The sequence below is a fragment of the Microcystis sp. M53598_WE2 genome (assembly GCF_030067735.1).
Lineage (GTDB): Bacteria > Cyanobacteriota > Cyanobacteriia > Cyanobacteriales > Microcystaceae > Microcystis > Microcystis aeruginosa.
In genome coordinates, this window is record NZ_JASJFE010000238.1 from 1 (window position 1) to 3,244 (window position 3,244).

Consider the following 3,244-nt stretch of genomic DNA (forward strand, 5'->3'; position numbering starts at 1 on the left):
AGAAATTATCTCAATTAATTGAGAAATTGCGAGTACATCGGCAATAGGTAATAGACACTAATTGCCTTCAGTAGCTAATAACTGAAAAATCTCCCCACTGCCCATCTGCAAAAAAGATTCTTTGGAGTTGTATAATCTCTAAAGGATTAGCGTACTCAAGAAAAAAATTATTTCATGCTCAGGAAAATTAGACTATCATACTTTGGCTTAATTTTAGGCAGTATTTTAACGGTTATCGGGATTATCGGTTATGCCCAAGGTAACGCCACGGTCAATTTAGCGGGGTTTTTCTACGGATTACCGTTATTATTGGGAGGTTTAGCCCTAAAAGCTTCAGAAATCAAACCTATACCCTTCAGTCAACCCACTAGCCCCGAAATCTTGCAATTGCGCCAACAACAGGCTACTGTCACCCAAACCAAACTTCGCAACGATGTCACCCGCTATCGCTACGGACAGGAAGTGCATCTGGATGAAGCCCTAGAAAAGCTGGGATTAAGCCCCACGGACGAGGAAAGACCGACTTTAGTGGCAATTCGTGAAACTGCTGTTGATTTCGCCTATTGTCTCACCCTAGAATTTGAATCGCCCCTTTTACCCCTAGAAAAGTGGCTGGCAAAACAAGAAAAAATCGAAAGATACTTTGGACCAGGAATTAGAGCCGAAATTAAGCAAGTTGACGAGGAAAAAATTGATTTAGCCCTAATTACTACCCCTAACGCCTAAATGCTCACGCCTATTCAGTATGGCTTCCTAGTAATCGCTGCCGTGGCTGCCGGCTTAATTAATGCTCTTGCCGGTGGCGGTAGTCTGATTACTTTTCCGACGCTGATGGCGGTGGGTATCCCACCGGTAATGGCAAATGTGACTAATACCGTCGCTTTATGCCCGGGTTATCTGGGGGCAACTCTCGCCCAAAAAAAAGACCTGCACGGGCAACAAAAACGGATTCAGTTATTGCTACCATCGGCAGTTATTGGCGGCATTATCGGTGGTATTTTGCTGTTAAATAGCAGCGATCAAGTGTTTGACCGACTGATTCCTTTTCTGATTCTTTTAGCGGCGGCTTTATTGGCTTTTCAAGATACTTTACGCTCTTGTTTGCAGCGGCGACAGGGGGACAAAAAGGGCAATATACCGGAAATTTGGGCGTTTTTACCCATCGCTCTCGCTTCAATTTATGGTGGTTATTTTGGAGCGGGTTTAGGTGTGATCGAGTTGGCAATTTTGGGCTTATTTCTCAAGGATAATCTCACGAGATTAAATGCTTTAAAACAGTTGCTTTCTTTGGTGGTTAACGTGGCGGCATCTTGGTTTTTTCTCTTTTCTAATCAGGTATATTGGTCGGCGGCGATAGTGGTAGCAATTGGTTCTTTAATTGGGGGTTTATTGGGGGGAAAACTAGCTAGAATTATCTCTCCTAGTTATCTGCGCTGGACTGTGGTAATTCTGAGTATTATTACCGCTACAGTTTATTTTCTTCGTTAACAAAATGTTTGTCAATCAGGTGTTTTATTGATGGAGATTGATAGATTTTTCCCTAGTTCTCATACCTGTTCTAATTGTCTCTATCATACCAAATCCGCCAGGTGGGCGTAAGTCTATCTTCAGGCATTCTCGACCAGCGGGTAGTTCACCCTAAAAAGATTGTCCCACTTCTAAGACTTTCGTTTGCCCGTTGCGAGACAAAATAACCTGTTGACTACCAACTTCCACTAAAGTCCAACCGTTGATAAATTCCCCCGGAGAAATACGCATAGTTATCCCCTTATTATCAAATAAAGCTGAAGATCGATCGCCTAAATCCATCACCCCCACCAGGGTATTTTTCACCTGATTATTAGTGGGAATAACCGCTGCCAACGGCCGATTCACTTGGGGGGCAGCCGGTAATGGTGGCGCGGAAATGTCGGGATTTGCGGGTGTAACTGGGGCAATTTTGGCAGCAGTTTCAGGGGTTTGGGGATAAACGGGAACGTAAATTCTTTCTATGATCTGGGGAGTATTATTAACCGGTAAATTAGCGGGGGGTGGTGGTGGAACCGTGGCTACCGGAGAAGGGTTATTTTGGGGATCAGGATCAGGATCGGGGGATGAAGTTTGACCTTGGCGATCGATAATAGCCAGGGATGATTGCAGATAGGCGATAAATTTTTGCTCTTCCTGGGAAATCGTGCCATTTTGAGAGACCGGCGCATTTTTTTGACTGATTAGCCATGCCACTACCCAACCTAGATAGACGCAAGCAATGACAAAAATAACTTTATCTAGGGGCATTCTCGGATTTTCTTCATGGCCCGCTGCCATATTTTTTGCACTCCTCGATCGCTGCTGTCGTTTCGATTTTAACAGGATAGCGCATTGCCAAAAACAATTTTTAAATTTCCCCAAATCCCCCTAGGGGGGATATAGTAGAGAGAGAATGATGTATCTTAATATAAGTGAAGTTTTGTAACAATTCTGAAATCCTTTGCTCAACTCTACCCTAGTCCCCAGCAATCCCGATCGCCTGAAACCCCTAGTCCCTAACTGGGAAAAATGTCAATCCGTCTTTTGGACAGCAGCATTTCTGGTATCAGTCCCCGTGTTCCTGCAAGCGCCCCTAGTGCGCTACTATCCCGAAATTAGCCTAGGTTTAACCGTTTTCTGGGTCGGGTTAGGGATTTGGCTGCTCAAACAAGCAAAAATCAGTCTTTGGGGAGATTTACTTTTGGGCTTTAGTTGGAGTTGGTTAGCAGGTTCTCTGTACTGGGGTTGGTGGCGTTGGGAACCCTTGATCCATATTCCCATGGAAGCGATCGGGCTGCCCTTTGTTCTCTGGGGATTATGCAAAGGTCGCCGCAAAGTGGGCAATCTTTTCTATCTTGGTTCTTTGTTAGGAACCGCCATCACCGATGTATATTTCTATCTGACGGGACTAATTCCCTACTGGCGACAATTAATGACCGTGGAACTAGATCCCAACCTAGTATCGCCGATATTTCATAACGCCTTAGCCCAAATTCAGACCCCCTGGGGCATCAGTTGGGCGATCGTGCTGCTCAACCTGCTCCTAGCGATCGGTATCTATCCTTTGCAAAAACGGGTATGCCATTGGTGGGCATTTAGCGGAGCCGTATTGAGTACAATTTTAGTCGATGGTTTATTTTGGATTACCGCTTCTCTGGCCTAAGGGTTATAGCTAGTGCTTGCTGAATAATGGTAAAACCCTTTTAAAATAAGGCTTTTGACCTGTTAAAATCCG

General features: G+C 44.6%; 4 protein-coding genes. 3 read left to right on the forward strand and 1 reads right to left on the reverse strand.

Going from position 1 to position 3,244, the window contains the following annotated elements:
• Window positions 1–174 precede the first annotated feature (174 nt).
• Both PX636_RS05000 and PX636_RS05005 read left to right on the forward strand, forming a co-directional pair.
• Window positions 175–726, forward strand: a complete 552-nt coding sequence (locus tag PX636_RS05000) for a DUF2854 domain-containing protein (RefSeq protein WP_288116385.1) — start codon at window positions 175–177, stop codon at window positions 724–726.
• Complete coding sequence (locus PX636_RS05005) at window positions 727–1,488, forward strand: sulfite exporter TauE/SafE family protein (protein ID WP_004162762.1); 762 nt, start codon at window positions 727–729, stop codon at window positions 1,486–1,488.
• A gap of 150 nt (window positions 1,489–1,638) precedes the next feature.
• Here PX636_RS05005 and PX636_RS05010 read toward each other — a convergent pair whose 3' ends face one another.
• On the reverse strand, window positions 1,639–2,307 hold the full coding sequence (locus PX636_RS05010) for a hypothetical protein (RefSeq protein WP_004162764.1): 669 nt from the start codon (window positions 2,305–2,307) through the stop codon (window positions 1,639–1,641).
• A 163-nt stretch (window positions 2,308–2,470) separates the two neighbouring features.
• Here PX636_RS05010 and PX636_RS05015 point away from each other — a divergent pair, with 163 nt between their 5' ends.
• Window positions 2,471–3,172 carry a DUF3120 domain-containing protein gene (locus tag PX636_RS05015; RefSeq protein WP_004162765.1) on the forward strand — a complete coding sequence of 234 codons (702 nt, stop codon included), beginning with the start codon at window positions 2,471–2,473 and terminating at the stop codon, window positions 3,170–3,172.
• The last annotated feature ends 72 nt before the right edge of the window (window positions 3,173–3,244 follow it).